We start from the raw sequence: 14,344 nt of genomic DNA on the forward strand, positions 1-14,344 counted from the left end.
GTCGGGGGGAAGGTTCTGGTCGACGGTGTTGAAGACGAACTGCGTGGGCCTCGTAGAGCTCACCGCGAGGCGTCACCCGGGACCGGCGTTAGCCGGTCCACGGCATGTCTCCCCGCAAAGCACTCGGCCTGGGTTCGACACACGGATCAGCTGTGCTGATCCCCTCCCCTGTTGCGAAACGCAGCACTCGTAACAGCGTCAGAGATCAGACGACCCCCGCCGGCCAGGCTGCCGGCGGGGGTCGTCTGAGGCACGAGGTCGTGGTCTCTCACGCCGCATCGGTGTCGTCGGACTCACCCCGGCCAAACAGGAATCCGCGGACATCACCGTTCTTCATCATGTCCTGCAGATGCGCCAGGAACACCGCACGCTGCGTGGCCCGGCGATCGGCCAAGGGGTCGTACTCGCGCAGTACCTTCAGGTTGACGACCCAGCCGTTCTCGCGAGAGATGGACTGGTCAAGCTGAGAGTCCGGAACGACGTCCATGCCGGTGAAATCGTGGTCGAACTCGGGCGCGATGCCGAGGTGTTGATTCGGCTCGTCGATGTAGAGCGTGTCGACGCCGACCTGCTGGCCGGCCTTGTCGAAAGCCACGAGGAACACACGGTCTGCCCTGGTGGTGTTGTCGACGTGGACCGCTGCAACGTTCGAGTCACCGATGAAGCTCGTCTGCTCGAACCGTTCGTACACGCGGGCACGAGCTTCATGGCACCACATGATGCGCCGGGCTTCATCGAAACCTTTGAACTCGTCAGAGTTGGACGCTTCGGGGTGGGGGTGGATCATCGGTGCGCTCCTTCATATGCGGTGGCTCCAACCACCTTTCAGCGCCCGCCTCCTGGTGCGTGCAGCGGTTCACCACCGCGGGCTTTGTCGGCTTCCCCGTGGGCAGTTTCGGCTTGAGCCTCACTCGCCTCATGGTTGGCCGGGCTTGCATCGGCAACGCTAGGCATATGCGCGTGGCGATGCCATTTCGCCGGTGCACAAACTGGCCGTTGACACCTGTCGGTATTGCACCAGTCGGCTACATGCCGGCGCGGAAGTGCACCTTCCTCATGACAGGGGTGTCGGGGTTGCACACTTTCAGGCCCCACGCGTAGCTCGTCTATCACTTGGCAAACTTCCGCCCCATCCTGAACACCACGCCACGAACGGCAGGTTGGTCGATAAGGAGACATTTCCCGGTGGTCTCTTGCGGTGGCGTGGAAGGTGATCTAACCCCATACTGACGAGCCGTTTTTCCTCGTGTCTTCCTTCGTCCCGCGAGGCGTTTGTGGTAGCCCTCCGATGTGATCGACCTTCCCTCCGAGCCAATGCTGGCGAATCCCGTCGAGACGTTTGCACTTCCCTTGAACTGGTTTGCCGAACCGAAATGGGATGGCTTCCGGGCGTTCGCGGCACACGATGCTACCGGTCCTACGGTGCTGCGCTCGCGCACGGGCAGTGATCTATCCGCGGCCTTTCCGGAGATCACCTCAGCCCTTCGGCGGTTGCCCTTTTCCGTCGTCTTCGACGGCGAATTGGTCGTGTGGGAGGAGAACAGGCTCGCGTTCAGGCGGCTCACGCAGCGGTTGCACCGCCGGGGCGCCGTCGCTCAGCAGGCCGCGGCTGCCCAGCCGGCCCACTACGTCGTGTTCGACCTGCTCCACGTCGAGGGCCAGAGCCTGCGCGAACGCTCATACGTCGAGAGACGGCGGGCACTCGAAACCCTGTTCCAGCGGGAGGGGCTGGCTGCGCCGTGGACGTTGTGCCCGTCAACAAACGATGCCGAAGTGGCCCGAGGGTGGCTGGCCTGGTCCGTGGCCGGCGTGGAAGGCTGCGTGTTCAAGGACGGCGGCGAAAGCTATCGGCCAGGAGAACGCTCCTGGCGGAAGTAGGTGCGCGACACCCTGGAGATGATCGTCGGTGCGGTCACCGGGGCGCCCCACCGTCCCCGGACACTGCTGCTCGGCCGGCACGACTTCGACGGACGACTGCAGTATGCGGGACGCACGAGCGCCTTGCCGGGAGTTCAGGCTCAGATCATGGGGGGTCTCTTGCGCCCGGTAGCGGATCACCCGTGGGCCGGGTGGTCTTTCTCCGCCGGCTGGGGATCACGGGAGAAACTGCAGGTGTCTCTGGTCGTTCCGGAGACCGTCGTCGAGATCAGCGTGGATGTCTCCCGGGACGCCCGCGGCCGTCTGCGCCACCCTGTGCGCTTTGTGCGTGTGCGTGCGGACATGGCCGTCGAAGACGTGCCGCCCCTCGACGCGCTGCGAAGGCCGGCCACATGAGGAAGAAAAAGGAGGGGTCTCTCTCACGCCGAGTTCTGTGACGCCGAGGCGCTCAGCAGGCAACGACAGACAGTCCTTGCTGATCTGAGGGCAGATCAGGCTGGCCCGTGACGACATGAAGTGAGAACTGCAGATCGCGTACGCCCGCGAGGGTGGCGAGATCGCGCTGCATGTGGTTCTCCACGGCCCGCAGATGGGAACGCACTGTGACCTCGGAGAGACCGAGCGCGCGGGCTGCCGGCTCGACGTGCGTGTCGAAGGTGAGCCAGGCGAGCGCCGTGGACTGGAGGTCACGCCGGTCTGCCTGGACCGGTCTGACCAAGGTCTGTGCCCAGGCGTGCACCTGGGGAGTGTCCAACAGCCGCGCCAAGGAGGGCGGTTCCGCACCGGCCAGCCGCGGAGAGGCGGAACCCTCTCGTTGCGTGACCAGTTCCATGGCCAGGGCGACGGCTATGCGGTCGCTTATGGACGTGAAGTCCATGCGTAGGAGTTCGGCGGCTCGTGAGGCGCGGCGCATGACCGTGTTGCGGTGCAGGCGCAGCCGGCGGGCGGCCACCGTGTATGGGTAGGCGAGGGCGGCCGGAAGGGTTTCGCGCATGGACTCCCACTGCGTCTCGTCGCGCATCAGCGGGTGCAGCAGGCGGCGGGCCCAGTGTTGCGCTTCCGCCTGCGGCAGGAGACTGACGAGGTCGGAGCCGTGCACGGAGAGGGCCACGGAGTCAGGCTGGAAGGCGGCAAACCTCTGGGCGGTGATGGCCTCGTGAAGTGCGTCGGCGAGCAGGGCCATGGAGTAGACCCCGCTGCCCCCCAGAGACGACGGCGACCCCAATGCGCCCACCAGGCGGGTGAGTTCGGCGGAGACATCCTCCCCGGAATCCTCGTCGGGGCGGATCGGCTGCACGATCAGTATCCGCCGGTCGTCTCTCGGGGCAGGCACGACGAGGGCATGCTGGCCGACAGATGTCCTGCAGCGGCGGACAGTCAGCTCCCGGCGTGACGGCTGGGTCTCCACAACGAAGACGCGGGCGGTTTCCGTTTCCAGAAGTCCGGGCGCCAAATTGGCCATGACACGCCGCGCCTTTTCAACCTCGCCGTCTAGAAGAAGCTCGAACGCTGCGCTGCGCGCCGCTTGGGAGGCACCGGAGGCTGCCCGGTATTCGCGGTGCGCCTGGTCCACGAGGCCCAGGAGTTTCGCCGCATGACGCAGCAACCGCAGATCCGCCTCGTCGAATGGGGTTCTGCGGGCCACCGCGAGTACGGTGTCCGCGGCCGAGGCCGGGGCGAGCGAGATGAGCTGGGTGTGGGGTCCGGAGAGCGTCTCGGGGAGAACTCCGTCGACGGACTGCCGGATGATGGCCTGAGCCAGCTGCTCTGCTGCCGTGGCCGGTGAGGCGGCGAGGACCCGCTCCGGTTCGCTGACCAGAACCTGGCAGTCGAGGACCCGGGCGAGCCAGTCCGCGATGCGCTGCATGGCCCTGGAATCGGCCAGCTGGGCCGGCAACTCCTGTACCAGGGAGCTGAGTTGGGCGGCACGATGCTCAGCGAACCTCAGGCGGGACTGCTGGATCTCCTCATGCACGCCTTCCCAGCACTCGGTGGGAGCAGACGTGATCAGCAGGGCGATGCCCAGCCCACTGGCCCGGTCCACGATGACCGGGGGGAACGGCTGGCGCGCCCCGGGAGCTGCACTGACGGCCAGACCTGCGCCGCCGTCCCGGCTCATCCGCTGCAGCAACAGATCGAGAACCGTGGTGATACGGCCACGCAGGCGGAAGGGAGAAATTCCGGTGATCAAGACGAGCGAGCCGTCAGGCAGAGCCGACGGGACACCGTCTTCCAGCAGCTGCTCCGGCGTCACCGTCACCACGCCGGTGATCTCCGCGGTCTGGGCACGCAGGGAACCGCTTGCTACGAATGTCAGTTCGAGTTCCGGCCGGTCAGTGGGCAGTGAGCCCAGAGTCAGCATGGTGCGCTCCTCGGGAGTCGGGACGAGGTCGTGAAGTACCTCCGGTACCGGCTGGCCGGCACAGGCACTCAGTGATCACGACCTCATGGCTCCGCTTCCGTCGATTCGCATTACTGGTCCTGGAGGTGCGCTTTGACCCACCCGCGCGCCAGCAAGAAGAAGCCGGGGGCGTGGAGGTGCCGCCCGCTCGAGACGGCGTCCCGCGGGAGGTACCGCGGGATGCACGAGGCGCTCGGCCCGGCGCCATCTGCGGGCGCGGGCCAGTTGCGCCCGGCGGGGAGTCACGCGAGGGCACGGACGAGCCCCTCCCCCGGCGCTCACCCTCCCCCGTCGAGAGCAGTGGCGTTCACGAAGAGCACGCGCCATGGCTGACTCTCCCCGCACATCCCGGCCAGCATGGGCACTGCTGTTGGATGCCAGCTCCATCCTCAACTCTTCCCCCTGCCGGTGCAGCGCCCGAACTGCGAGCGTGAGCCGCAGTTCGGCAAACACCAACGCCGCATCCACCGCCGTCGTGTCCAACTCTTCGGGCTACTGGGGACCCAGCACCCAGGAGATCATTCCTGCACTACAGTCGTTACGGTCAGTAATCAATCTGCTGCGCAGGGTTTCATTCACCCTATCGTGATCCTGCCTTGCGCCCCCGGCTATGTCAACTAAAATACACAGCACCGAACCCCGCCTGAGTGAGAGACCGATACATAGTGGTGTACAGCCTGCAGCAGGACGGCCCCCAGGCCCTGTCCGGCAATCCCTGCCTGTGCTGAGGCGCGGCCGCCGCCCTCTGGCGGAGAGACTTAGCGCGTTGATGGCCGCCCGCCGCGATGCCAAAGGCCGCGCGTTCTCGTCGCGCACGCTGTCTGCCGCCGTCGACGCACTGCCGGGCGAGCACCCGTCGGTGTCTCACGCCGCCATCGCCAAATTGGCCAAGGGTTCCCAGGACAACCCGACGGTGGGCACCATCCTGGCACTGTGCGAAGCTCTCGGCGGCGTCCCACCCGCACATCTTCTGCCGCACAACACCTATGGCGATCTCAAGGCCCTGGAGGCCTTCGAGGATCCTCAGGTACGCCGAGTTCTCGCACTGCTGAACGGCATGCCGCCCGACGAGGTGCAGAACCTCATCGCGGACCTTGAACAGCGTCGGGATGATCTCGGTCTAGAGCCGGTGCCGGACGACGAGGCGGACAAGTCGCCCGACAAGCCTCAACGACGCCGGAGTATGGACGACGCCGCACGCTATGCGGCAGATGCACTGGAGGGTTTGTAAGTGGTCGACGGCATAGTCTTCGGGACGTGCACCGCAGCCGGATTGGTGGTCACAGCGCTCTGCACACGGAGGGCCGTGGGCAATCCGCGGGTGTCCACCTGGGCGATCGCCCTCGCCTTCGGGGTGTGCACACTGGGCGTCCTGTGCGCCGTCCCCGCGGTGGCCGATGCGTTGCAGGACATCACGGGCCTGCACAACGTCGGCAAGCTGGTGGCTCACATCTGTGCGGTCCTGTGGTGTGCCTTCCTTCAGATCACGATGGTGGACCTCGCCTACCGGCCCGAGTACCTGAAGGCCGCGATGTTCCAGCGCGGCTTCGCCGCCGCGGTGGAACTGATGATCCTGGTGCCGCTCTTCCTGGCCACGAACCGGCCCGATGTCGAGTTCACGACCGAGTACGCCGACGACCCGAAGGTCGCCGCGTATCTGCTGATTTACCTCTCCTACGTCCTGGTCACCTGCGCTGAACTCGCATTCATGTGCGGCAGGACGGCACGCCGCAACTGGGGCATCAGACCGTGGAGCGGCGCCGGCTTCGCCTTGTCCTCCGTGTCGGCGGCCCTCGGCCTGGCGTACGCGTTCTCCAAGGGCTCGTACATCATCTTCTACACCCTCGACAATCCCTGGCCGCTGAAGGCCGAGGAGGTCGTGAGCCCCACGCTGAGCGGACTGGCGGTGCTGTTCCTCTTCTGCGGTCTGACGCTCCCCATGGTCGGTGCCCTGCGTGAGCGCCTGCGCGACAAGAAGGCACTGGCCGGAGACTAGGAGCGTGTCTCGGTAACGAGCAAGGGGCTCGCTGGCCGTGATCGATGGGATCGGTCGCGGCCGTTTCGTGTGCACCTGTGAGGCCGTGGTTGGGTCCTTCCCGGCTGTTGTTCGGCTGGTAGGGCCTGTGGCGTGGGCCGGGGGCCTGGCTGGTCAGCCGGCCTGGGCGGCGAGCCCGGAGTGTCGGAAGATCTTGCGGAGGTTGTGGCAGGCGGCGAGCAGTCGCCACTCACCGCGGGCGCCGTCCTCGCCACGCAGGAGGAGCTGGCGGCCGTTCTGGCAGGTCATGACCTGTCCGAAGACAGGTTCGACGATGGCTTTGCGGCGGCTGTATGCCTTCCGGCCGGGTTTGGTCCGCAGTTTGCGGGCCATGCGCTCCTTCAGCGTGGCGTCCTTGGGGATGCGTCCGCGTGGAGCGGGCGGGACCTGCTCGTCGTGGGCGAGTCGGCCGGTGGCCATGAAGGTGTCGGTGCCGCAGGCCAGTTGGCGCTCGTTCGCGGCTTCGAGGTTGGTCTCGGAGCAGTACCCGGCGTCGACCAGGGCCTGCTTGGGGTGGATGCCGGTGTTGTGGGCGGACTGGTCGAGCATCGTGGTGTAGTTCAGTGCGTCGGAGGGGTTGGTCGTCACGTCGGCGGCGGTGATGACCTGGTGTTCTTCGTCGACGACGGCCTGGGCGTTGTAGGCCTGGATGTAGGCGCCGTCGCTGTTCTTCATGATCCGCGAGTCGGGGTCGGTGAAGTTGGCCTGGGCTTTGGGCTTGGGACGGGCCTTGGCGGCGGCCGCTTCCCCGGCGTCGGTGACGGCCTGCTCGTCGCTGCTGGCGGCACGTTCCTGACGGCGGCGTTCCTTGTCCTCGGCGTGGGCGCGGGCCTTGGCGGCGGCCTCGGCCTCGATCTGCGCGCGGGCGGCCTGCAGCTTCGCCAGGCGTTTCTCACGCCGGTCCAGCTCGGCGGGCAGGTCCGCCTCCTTGCCGTCCACGCCGAAGGTGTCGTCCTCGGCTTCGTCGGCGGCCTCGGCGTCGGTCAGCAGGGCGTGGGCCTTCGCTTCCAGAGCGGCGATCTCGGCCTCTATCCGCTCTTCCTTGTCGACCAGGCGGCCGTAGCTCATCGCCTTGTGTTTGGAGGCGCTGGCCTCCAGTTTCGTGCCGTCCAGCGCGACGCGTCCCATCTTGACCATGCCGAGTGTCTGTGCGAGGTGCAGGGACTGGGTGAACAGACCGGCCAGCGCGTCGAGGTGGCGGCGGCGGAAGCGGGCGATCGAGCGGAAGTCCGGTTCCTGGCCGGCGGCCAGGAACCGGAACGCGACATCGTCGGCCAGGCGGCGCTCGATCGCCCGGGAGGAGCGGACGCCGGTGGTGTAGCCGTAGATCAGCAGTCGTACCATCAGCCGCGGATCGTAGGGCGGGTAGCCGCGCTTTTCGGTGTAGTCCGCCAGGACCGGTCCGAGGTCGAGCACCTCATCGACCAGGTCGGCGACGAACCGGGCCAGGTGGCCCTCGGGCAGCCAGTCGTCCAGCGACGGCGGCAGCAGCAGGACCTGATGCGGATCGAAGGGCCGAAACGTCTTGTCCACCGCCGCCAGCTGACCCTGCGGCCGCTTCTTCCCGACCGGCTCGACCTCGAACAGCCCCTCGCCACCACGCATACCGTGATCATCCCGTATGAATAATCACGAACCGCAGGCGGGTTGCCGGTTACTGAGACACGCTCCTAGCCTCGCCGTTTCACTTGGGTACGGCTGGCTTTGGGGCGGAAATGCGAAAGTGCCTTCCTGACCTGGGACGATGAACCTTGCTGAGGAGTTCTGTCGGTCCAGGCGGAGGGCACTTTCTACGTGCAGGCTATCGGGTTGCGTCCCAAGATCCAGGTCAGTGCAGATGGTTCGGGGGTGGTCGGGCATGCCGGGGCACGGTTACTGGCCGATCTCGCTGATGCCACCGGGCTGACCGCCGCGTACTCCACCGCGCTCAGGCCACTTCGGCCGCGCGGGACCGGGCATGATCCGGGCCGGATCGCCACCGACCTGGCGGTGGTGCTCGCCGACGGCGGTGAGGCCATCGCGGACCTGGCCGTACTGCGGGACCAGGCAGGGGTGTTCGGTTCGGTCGCCTCGGCACCGACGGCCTGGCGACTGCTCGCCGACACCGACGAGAGGACACTGGCTTCTCTGCGCGCGGCGCGTGCCCAAGCTCGGGAAGTCGCCTGGATGCAGGCCGCCGAGCAAGGCGAGGGCATACCCGCAGTCCGGGCCGCGGGACGCATTCTGCCCGGGCTGGTCCTGGACCTCGACGCCACGCTGATCACCTGCCACTCCGAGAAGGAGCAGGCCGCACCCACCTATAAAGGCGGCTTCGGCTTCCACCCGCTGCTGTGCTTCCTGGCCAACACCGGCGAGGCACTGTCGGGCCGACTGCGTCCCGGAAACGCCGGTGCCAACACCGCGAGCGACCACATCACGGTGTTCGACCAGGCACTCGCGCAGATCCCCGACGCTCAACTTCACGGCACCGACATCCTCGTCCGCACCGACAGTGCCGGATCCGCGAAAGCATTCCTCGCCCACGTCCGCGACGTGCGGAAACGAGGAATCCGTACCTTCTTCTCGGTCGGATACGCCATCACCGAGCCGGTCCGTCGCGCTGTCCGGGCCATGCCCGACCGCCTCTGGCATCCCGCCCTGGACCAGGACGGGACTCTGCGTGATGGCGCCGAGGTCGCCGAGCTGACCGGCATGGTCGATCTGGACGGCTACCCGGCCGGCACCCGCATCATCGTGCGCCGAGAGCGGCCGCACCCCGGAGCCCAGCTGTCCCTGTTCGACCAGGACGAGGGCCTGCGGCATCAGGTGTTCCTCACCGACACCCCGTACTCCGGTGGCGGTTCCGCCCAGTTCCTGGAGGTCCGCCACCGCGGACATGCCACTGTCGAGGACCACATCCGGTGCGGCAAGACCACCGGCTTCGGCCGCTTCCCCTCCCGCGACTTCGCCGTCAACGCCGTCTGGCTCGAACTCAGCCTCGCCGCGATCGACCTGCTCGCCTGGACCCGTGTCCTCCTCCTGGACGGGGAGCTGGCCACCGCCGAGCCGAAGAAACTCCGCTACCGGCTACTGCACGTCACGGCCCGCCTCACCCGCGGCGGCCGACGCCTCCACCTGCGAATATCGGCGACCTGGCCCTGGAGACACGAACTGGCCACGGCCTTCCACCGCCTCGCCGCACTGCCCCGACCCGCCAGCTGACCAGCAAACCCCCGTCCGCCCACGACCCGAAAGAACCCGGAGAACCCGACCACCGCGCCGGGACTCCGACCTGCCCAAGCACCGAAATCACATCGGCCACCCAACAGTTGGCGATCAGCGACGCCGCCTCAGCCCAACCGAAACGGCGAGGCTAGCTGCCCCGCCCACGCCGGACAGGGCAGCGGCGTCGTCGACGAGTGCCTCGGTCAGGACGAGGACTCGGTGGCTGCGTAGCGCACCGGCAGTTCGAGGAGTCCTCGGGCGCGCAGCGAAGGCCGCCACCGCGGTTCGTTCCCGGTGAGCTCAAGATCCGCGAACCGCTCCAGGAGCGCGGCCAGGGCGATCTCAGTCTCGGCTCGTGCCAAGGGTGCGCCCAGGCAGTAGTGGATGCCGTGGCCGAGCGCCAGGTGGCCGCCGGCATCGCGGCCGAGGTCCAGGCGGTCCGGGTCCGGGAAGCGATCCGGGTCGCGGTTGGCGGCGGACAGGGACAGCAGTACCGTCTCGCCCGCCGGAATCCGGACGCCGCCGATCGTCACGTCCTCGATCGCGAAGCGCCGGATGGCAAGCAAGGCCGGGCCCTCGAAACGGGCGAACTCCTCGACGGCGGCAGGAATCCGGGACGGGTCCTGCCTCAGCAGCACCATCTGGTCCGGATGCTGCAACAGGGCCAGGATCCCGTTGCCGATCAGCTGGACGGTGTTCTCATAGCCAGCGAAGAGGATGAGGAAGGCCAAGGACATCAGCTCGTCCTCGGTGAGCCGGTCGCCCTCCGTGTCCCGTACGGCGATCAGGTCGCAAAGGAGATCGTCGGCCGGCTCGCGCCGCTTGTGGGCCATGAGCTCTGTGAAGAAGCCCAGCATGGCCACGATGGCTTCCTTGGCTTCGTGGGGGCGGGCCGGATCCGGGGCGATCAGCGCTGTTGTCCAGGAACGGAAGTCCCTGCGGTGGCTTGCCGGGACGCCGAGGAGATCGCAGATTACGGTGATCGGCAGCGGGGCCGCATAGGCGGTGATCAGGTCTGTGGTGCCGTCCGCGCCCAGAGCGTCCAGGAGTTGGTCGGCGGTGGCGCGGATCGGCGCGCGCAGCTGCTCGACCCGGCGCTGGGTGAAAGCCTTCCCGACGAGGCGACGCAGACGGGTGTGGTCGGGAGGATCCATATTCAGGAGGTTGGCGTCCAGAGCCGGAGGCAGGGACAGCCCCCGGTAATTGCCCTCACGCGCATGCGTCTTGTCCAGCGACAGCAGCGGATCGGCAAGGCCTGCGCGAACGTCGTCGAACCGAGTGACGAGCCAGGCAGGTTGCCCATCCGTTCCCGTGATGCGGTGTACCGGAGAGGTGGTCCGCAGCCCCTGGTATACGTCGTATGGGCGGGTGATCAAATCGTCCGCAAGATCCATGTGTCCACCCTAGGAGCATGTCTCAGTAACCGGCAACCCGCCTGCGGTTCGTGATTATTCATACGGGATGATCACGGTATGCGTGGTGGCGAGGGGCTGTTCGAGGTCGAGCCGGTCGGGAAGAAGCGGCCGCAGGGTCAGCTGGCGGCGGTGGACAAGACGTTTCGGCCCTTCGATCCGCATCAGGTCCTGCTGCTGCCGCCGTCGCTGGACGACTGGCTGCCCGAGGGCCACCTGGCCCGGTTCGTCGCCGACCTGGTCGATGAGGTGCTCGACCTCGGACCGGTCCTGGCGGACTACACCGAAAAGCGCGGCTACCCGCCCTACGATCCGCGGCTGATGGTACGACTGCTGATCTACGGCTACACCACCGGCGTCCGCTCCTCCCGGGCGATCGAGCGCCGCCTGGCCGACGATGTCGCGTTCCGGTTCCTGGCCGCCGGCCAGGAACCGGACTTCCGCTCGATCGCCCGCTTCCGCCGCCGCCACCTCGACGCGCTGGCCGGTCTGTTCACCCAGTCCCTGCACCTCGCACAGACACTCGGCATGGTCAAGATGGGACGCGTCGCGCTGGACGGCACGAAACTGGAGGCCAGCGCCTCCAAACACAAGGCGATGAGCTACGGCCGCCTGGTCGACAAGGAAGAGCGGATAGAGGCCGAGATCGCCGCTCTGGAAGCGAAGGCCCACGCCCTGCTGACCGACGCCGAGGCCGCCGACGAAGCCGAGGACGACACCTTCGGCGTGGACGGCAAGGAGGCGGACCTGCCCGCCGAGCTGGACCGGCGTGAGAAACGCCTGGCGAAGCTGCAGGCCGCCCGCGCGCAGATCGAGGCCGAGGCCGCCGCCAAGGCCCGCGCCCACGCCGAGGACAAGGAACGCCGCCGTCAGGAACGTGCCGCCAGCAGCGACGAGCAGGCCGTCACCGACGCCGGGGAAGCGGCCGCCGCCAAGGCCCGTCCCAAGCCCAAAGCCCAGGCCAACTTCACCGACCCCGACTCGCGGATCATGAAGAACAGCGACGGCGCCTACATCCAGGCCTACAACGCCCAGGCCGTCGTCGACGAAGAACACCAGGTCATCACCGCCGCCGACGTGACGACCAACCCCTCCGACGCACTGAACTACACCACGATGCTCGACCAGTCCGCCCACAACACCGGCATCCACCCCAAGCAGGCCCTGGTCGACGCCGGGTACTGCTCCGAGACCAACCTCGAAGCCGCGAACGAGCGCCAACTGGCCTGCGGCACCGACACCTTCATGGCCACCGGCCGACTCGCCCACGACGAGCAGGTCCCGCCCGCTCCACGCGGACGCATCCCCAAGGACGCCACGCTGAAGGAGCGCATGGCCCGCAAACTGCGGACCAAACCCGGCCGGAAGGCATACAGCCGCCGCAAAGCCATCGTCGAACCTGTCTTCGGACAGGTCATGACCTGCCAGAACGGCCGCCAGCTCCTCCTGCGTGGCGAGGACGGCGCCCGCGGTGAGTGGCGACTGCTCGCCGCCTGCCACAACCTCCGCAAGATCTTCCGACACTCCGGGCTCGCCGCCCAGGCCGGCTGACCAGCCAGGCCCCCGGCCCACGCCACAGGCCCTACCAGCCGAACAACAGCCGGGAAGGACCCAACCACGGCCTCACAGGTGCACACGAAACGGCCGCGACCGATCCCATCGATCACGGCCAGCGAGCCCCTTGCTCGTTACCGAGACACGCTCCTAGCTAGCCTCGATCTTTCTTGACGGTCCGCGAGGGAGCCGGTGGACCGTTTCGCTTTCGGTGGCTGATGCCGGGCAGGCCGTGGGCCCGAGTGTCGCGTCGGGTGGGCGCCGGGTTCCACTGCTCCGGGTGGGGTGGTGCTACTCGCAGGGGTAGGGAAGCTGCTGGTCAGCCGGGGTTCGGCAGGAGTGTGAGCCGTGCAAGGGCGTCTGTGATCTCGTTGGTCCAGGGCCAGTGGGCCGCGAGGCGGAGGATGCGGCGCCGGCCGGTGGTGACGAGCTGGGCGGCTGCGGAGAACAGGCGGAAGCGGAGGCGGCGGGGTTCCCAGAGACGGGTCTGGCCGGTCAGGGCGAGCATGGGCATCCAGGCCAGCAGGTCGAGTGCGATCTGGACGATCTCCAGCCACACCTTGTTCTGCGCGGTGTCGTGCAGGGGCAGATTGCGCAGGCCCGTCGCGCGGGCAGCTCGGATACGGTCCTCGGCCCGGGCCCGCAGCCGGTGACGGAGCTCGAGTTCGGCGATGGGACGGCCGGCGGTGTTGGTAGCAAAGCAGGTGATCCGCATGCCGTCCGCATCGGTGATCCTCAACTGGGCCCCGGGATGCGGCCGTTCCTTGCGGACGATCAGCCGCATGCCCTTCGGCCAGCCCTCAAGCAGGTCGCCGGTGAGTTCGGCGACCCAGGCCCCGTCGCGGACCTCGCCGCCGGTCTCGACGGCCGGCGTCCATGCCGATGCAGGGATCTTCAGGACGTGCTGGTGAATGGCTTCGGTGATCACCATGCCGACCGAGTAGGACAGCCAGCGCCCGCGCTGGGCGATCCAGGCGACGAACTCGTGGGTGCCGCCCGCGGAATCGCAGCGGATCAAGGTCTGTCGCCCCCGCCGGTACTTCGTGGGCAGCTGAGCGAGGGCGAGGCGGGCGGCCTCGATGTGGTCGGCGGCCGTGTTCGAGCCCGCGTTGCCCGCCCTGAGAAGGGACGCGACAGGTTCACCGGTGCCACCGGAGCCGTGATCGACGAAACCCATCAGCGGGTGGTGACCGTAGGTCTTCTTCCAGGTCGGGGCGGCGTCCTGCTTGTCCGAGTGGGCGATGACCAGCACTCCGTCCAGATCCACGGTCACCTGCCCGCCAGCGTCCGGAGCCCCGTCGCGGGCCAACTTCCAGACCCGGCAACGGACTTCGGACCGGGCTGTGCGGATTGCGGTCAGTGCCTTCTCGCCCGAGGCGGCAAGGGTGTCGATCAGGCGGGAGACTGTCGGGTCGGAGGCGACCGGCCCGAACACGGCTGGCTCGGCCCGAAGCATGCCCACATCTGCCAGGCAGTCCCCGCCCAGCGCGACCGCCAGCGCCACATCCAGCAGGACCTTGCCCGGATCATGCACCGCCCGCGACTTGCGCCACGGCGCCAACGCCGCCGATATCGCCCTGTCCAGGCCCGTTTTGCGGATCGTCTCCACCAGCAGCACACCGCCGGCCTGGGAGACCACCCCGCGACCACCACCTTCGGTACGGACACACGGGTAGGACCCGATACGCTTCTTCACCTGGAGAGTGCTTCTTTCACGCGACGACCTGGACCCTAGACAAGTCCCATCGTTGCAGGTCAGTCCCCCTGATCCCTTTCGGGTACGCCTTGCTGGCGTGAAAACATGATCGCGGTGCCTGCCCGCCGACCCCGATGCTTCGTTGGGACTGTGAGCCCGTAGGT

11 protein-coding genes are annotated in these 14,344 nt (G+C 67.6%); 6 read left to right on the plus strand and 5 right to left on the minus strand.

The annotated features are described in order from the left end of the window. Nucleotides 1-268 precede the first annotated feature (268 nt). The gene (locus tag OHB41_RS08720) at nt 269-787 is read right to left on the minus strand and encodes a hypothetical protein (protein WP_200698718.1); all 519 of its coding nucleotides are present in this window, start codon (nt 785-787) and stop codon (nt 269-271) included. Between the two features lie 503 nt (nt 788-1,290). Here OHB41_RS08720 and OHB41_RS08725 point away from each other — a divergent pair. Both OHB41_RS08725 and OHB41_RS08730 read left to right on the plus strand, forming a co-directional pair. Next, nucleotides 1,291-1,878 (plus strand): ATP-dependent DNA ligase, encoded by a 588-nt coding sequence (locus OHB41_RS08725; protein ID WP_266697339.1) that lies wholly within the window; start codon nt 1,291-1,293, stop codon nt 1,876-1,878. Beyond that, a complete protein-coding gene (locus tag OHB41_RS08730; protein WP_266697340.1) occupies nt 1,879-2,274 on the plus strand; it encodes a hypothetical protein in 396 nt (131 codons plus the stop codon). 52 nt (nt 2,275-2,326) lie between these two features. Here OHB41_RS08730 and OHB41_RS08735 read toward each other — a convergent pair whose 3' ends face one another. Further along, a complete protein-coding gene (locus tag OHB41_RS08735; protein WP_266697341.1) occupies nt 2,327-4,240 on the minus strand; it encodes a helix-turn-helix domain-containing protein in 1,914 nt (637 codons plus the stop codon). Between the two features lie 808 nt (nt 4,241-5,048). On the opposite strand from OHB41_RS08735, the gene OHB41_RS08740 reads away from it, so the two are divergent. Beyond that, the gene (locus OHB41_RS08740; protein WP_030214026.1) at nt 5,049-5,510 is read left to right on the plus strand and encodes a hypothetical protein; all 462 of its coding nucleotides are present in this window, start codon (nt 5,049-5,051) and stop codon (nt 5,508-5,510) included. 75 nt (nt 5,511-5,585) lie between these two features. Continuing rightward, nucleotides 5,586-6,275, plus strand: a complete 690-nt coding sequence (locus OHB41_RS08745; RefSeq protein ID WP_234324918.1) for a hypothetical protein — start codon at nt 5,586-5,588, stop codon at nt 6,273-6,275. Between the two features lie 153 nt (nt 6,276-6,428). On the opposite strand, the gene OHB41_RS08750 is transcribed toward OHB41_RS08745, so the two are convergent. Then, entirely contained in the window at nt 6,429-7,847 is a 1,419-nt protein-coding gene (locus tag OHB41_RS08750; RefSeq protein ID WP_526025027.1) for an IS1182 family transposase, read from the minus strand. A gap of 231 nt (nt 7,848-8,078) precedes the next feature. Here OHB41_RS08750 and OHB41_RS08755 point away from each other — a divergent pair, with 231 nt between their 5' ends. After that, nucleotides 8,079-9,515 carry an IS1380 family transposase gene (locus tag OHB41_RS08755; protein WP_266705744.1) on the plus strand — a complete coding sequence of 479 codons (1,437 nt, stop codon included), beginning with the start codon at nt 8,079-8,081 and terminating at the stop codon, nt 9,513-9,515. 206 nt (nt 9,516-9,721) lie between these two features. On the opposite strand, the gene OHB41_RS08760 is transcribed toward OHB41_RS08755, so the two are convergent. After that, a complete protein-coding gene (locus OHB41_RS08760; protein ID WP_256905610.1) occupies nt 9,722-10,912 on the minus strand; it encodes a cytochrome P450 family protein in 1,191 nt (396 codons plus the stop codon). Between the two features lie 150 nt (nt 10,913-11,062). Here OHB41_RS08760 and OHB41_RS08765 point away from each other — a divergent pair, with 150 nt between their 5' ends. Further along, entirely contained in the window at nt 11,063-12,481 is a 1,419-nt protein-coding gene (locus OHB41_RS08765; protein ID WP_526025027.1) for an IS1182 family transposase, read from the plus strand. A 322-nt stretch (nt 12,482-12,803) separates the two neighbouring features. Here OHB41_RS08765 and OHB41_RS08770 read toward each other — a convergent pair whose 3' ends face one another. Next, entirely contained in the window at nt 12,804-14,180 is a 1,377-nt protein-coding gene (locus OHB41_RS08770) for an IS1380 family transposase (protein ID WP_266697342.1), read from the minus strand. Nucleotides 14,181-14,344 lie beyond the last annotated feature (164 nt).

It is taken from the genome of Streptomyces sp. NBC_01571, assembly GCF_026339875.1.
Classification (GTDB): Bacteria; Actinomycetota; Actinomycetes; order Streptomycetales; family Streptomycetaceae; genus Streptomyces.

Excerpts from the sequence above, each read along its gene's own strand:
- OHB41_RS08720 (WP_200698718.1), bottom strand. The coding sequence starts at position 787 with ATGATCCACCCCCACCCCGAAGCGTCCAACTCTGACGAGTTCAAAGGT.
- OHB41_RS08735 (WP_266697341.1), bottom strand. The coding sequence starts at position 4,240 with ATGCTGACTCTGGGCTCACTGCCCACTGACCGGCCGGAACTCGAACTG.
- OHB41_RS08740 (WP_030214026.1), top strand. The coding sequence starts at position 5,049 with ATGGCCGCCCGCCGCGATGCCAAAGGCCGCGCGTTCTCGTCGCGCACG.
- OHB41_RS08760 (WP_256905610.1), bottom strand. The coding sequence starts at position 10,912 with ATGGATCTTGCGGACGATTTGATCACCCGCCCATACGACGTATACCAG.